2 protein-coding genes are annotated in these 1,927 nt (G+C 64.2%); one reads left to right on the forward strand and one right to left on the reverse strand.

Annotated features, from left to right (window positions below; all coding sequences use genetic code 11):
• Positions 1-2 precede the first annotated feature (2 nt).
• On the forward strand, positions 3-584 hold the full coding sequence (locus M1617_06880; protein ID MCL5887994.1) for a V-type ATP synthase subunit D: 582 nt from the start codon (positions 3-5) through the stop codon (positions 582-584).
• A gap of 164 nt (positions 585-748) precedes the next feature.
• On the opposite strand, the gene M1617_06885 is transcribed toward M1617_06880, so the two are convergent.
• Positions 749-1,927, reverse strand: a 1,179-nt coding sequence (locus M1617_06885) for a TldD/PmbA family protein (GenBank protein MCL5887995.1), incomplete at its 5' end; no start/stop codon positions are given.

Genomic DNA, 1,927 nt, shown 5'->3' on the forward strand with positions numbered 1-1,927 from the left:
TGATGCGGCTCAAACGCCGACATCAGGTGGCACTTCGAGGCCACAAGCTGCTCAAAGACAAGCTCGATGAGCTGCTCAAGGAGTTCCTCGCCAGGATCGCCGAGTGCCGTAGATTCCGCGCGTCGGTGGAAGCCGAGCTTGCCGAAGTCTACGGCCTGTTCGTCGTCTCTCGTGCCGAGGCAGGCGAGGCAGAGATGGAAAGGGCGTTAGCCACGGGCGTCCCAAGGGAGTTCATCGGCTATGCGGAGCGCAACATCATGAGCGTGCGGGTTCCGGTGCTCACGGTGGCAGAGGACCTGACTCCGTGCTGCTACTCCCACATCGCGACCCCGGCCGTTCTCGATGCCGCACTGGATTCGCTCGCGGCCACCGCCCCTCGGCTCATCTTGCTCGCTGAGCGAGAGAAGGCCATCGAGCTTCTCGCCGCAGAGATCGAGCGGACTCGTCGGCGGGTCAATGCGCTCGAGCACGTCCTGATTCCTCAGATTGTCGAGACGATTCGGGCGATCGACATGAAACTCGAGGAGGCGGAGCGTTCGAGCCTGACGCGATTGATGAAAGTAAAAGATTTGATTTCGGGCTAAAGGTCGGCGCGCAGCGTGCCGATAACCACAGTGTCAGGGACAAACTACCATCCTGACTAGGAACTGCTCCACTTAGTGGCGCCCCTCCACGATACGAGTGGTAGTTCCTTCGGGCCCCGCCCTTGCGGCGAGGGCCCTTCACTTTGTGGGGCTACTATTGGCGGCTACCCTGTCTGGCCGGTGAATGCGAATCTTTCCAGCAGCAGACCCGGCACCAGCGTTGCGTGCCCGTCGCTTCCGATAAGTTCCCGCGTAGCCGTGATGCCTCCGACATGTGACAGCGCCTGGATCGCACTTTGGGTGAAGCGCAGGTTGCGCAGGGGTTTGGTCAAGCGTCCGCCCTCTATCATGAAGGTGCCATCGCGTGTCATCCCCGTGAGCGTGAGCGGCACCGGGTCCTCGACGTTGACGTAGTGGAAACGAGTGACATAGACACCGCGATCGACCCGTGAGACGAGATCGTCGATGGTGGCATCGCCAGCATCCATCACCAGGTTCAGGGGCATCGGACCATAGCCGTTAGGAGCGGGCAGGGCGTGACCGGTGTTGGGCATCCCCAGCTTTGCAGCCCACATCGAGTCGGTCACGACTCCTTCGGCGATACCGCGCTTTATCAGCGTAACAGGGGTCCGCGGCTGGCCCTCAAAGTCGAACGGAAGCCCGATACCGCCCTGAGCGGCGAAATCATCGAAGATCGAGATCGCACCATCGATCACCGACTCCCCGAGCTTGTCGGAAAGCGCCGAGCGCTTCTCGGTAAACGGCTTGGCGCCGAAGGTCATCCAGCCCATGAAGGCGACGATGTCGGCGACGGCCTCTGGTGCGAGCACCACGGTGTAGGTGCCTGGATCGAGTGTCCCTGCGTTCTTGGTGCGCATCGCAAGCGAAGCCGCCTGCTCGCCAAGCGCGTCGGCGTCGAGTCCGCCAGCATCCGCCGAGAAGAACGACGCCCACCCGGAGCCGCCCGAGTCCTCCATCGAGAGCACCGTGGCGCGAATGGCAGCCATCGGCGCCGCTGTTCGGACCCCGTGGGTGTTCGCCACGGCGACCGCCTGGTCGGTGACGGCGATTCCGCCCGCTGCCTTCAGCCCCTGCGCCGAGGAGTGTCCGATGATCGCAGCCGCCGCTGTCGCTCGCGCGCTTTCGTCGAACCGCAAGGTAGCCTCGCTGGCCGGGCTGACAGCGGACGTGGGCATGGGCTGCGGCAGCCCCGGGAAGCTGTCGTCGGGCTGTGAGGAGCTCGCAGCGGCAACGGCGGCCTGCGCGCATCGCCGAAGCGACCCGGCATCGAGCCGGTTGGTGGCCGCCACTCCCGATCGCTTGCCGAGGACGGCGCGGATCGA

Source organism: Actinomycetota bacterium (assembly GCA_023488435.1).
Lineage (GTDB): Bacteria > Actinomycetota > Coriobacteriia > Anaerosomatales > UBA912 > UBA912.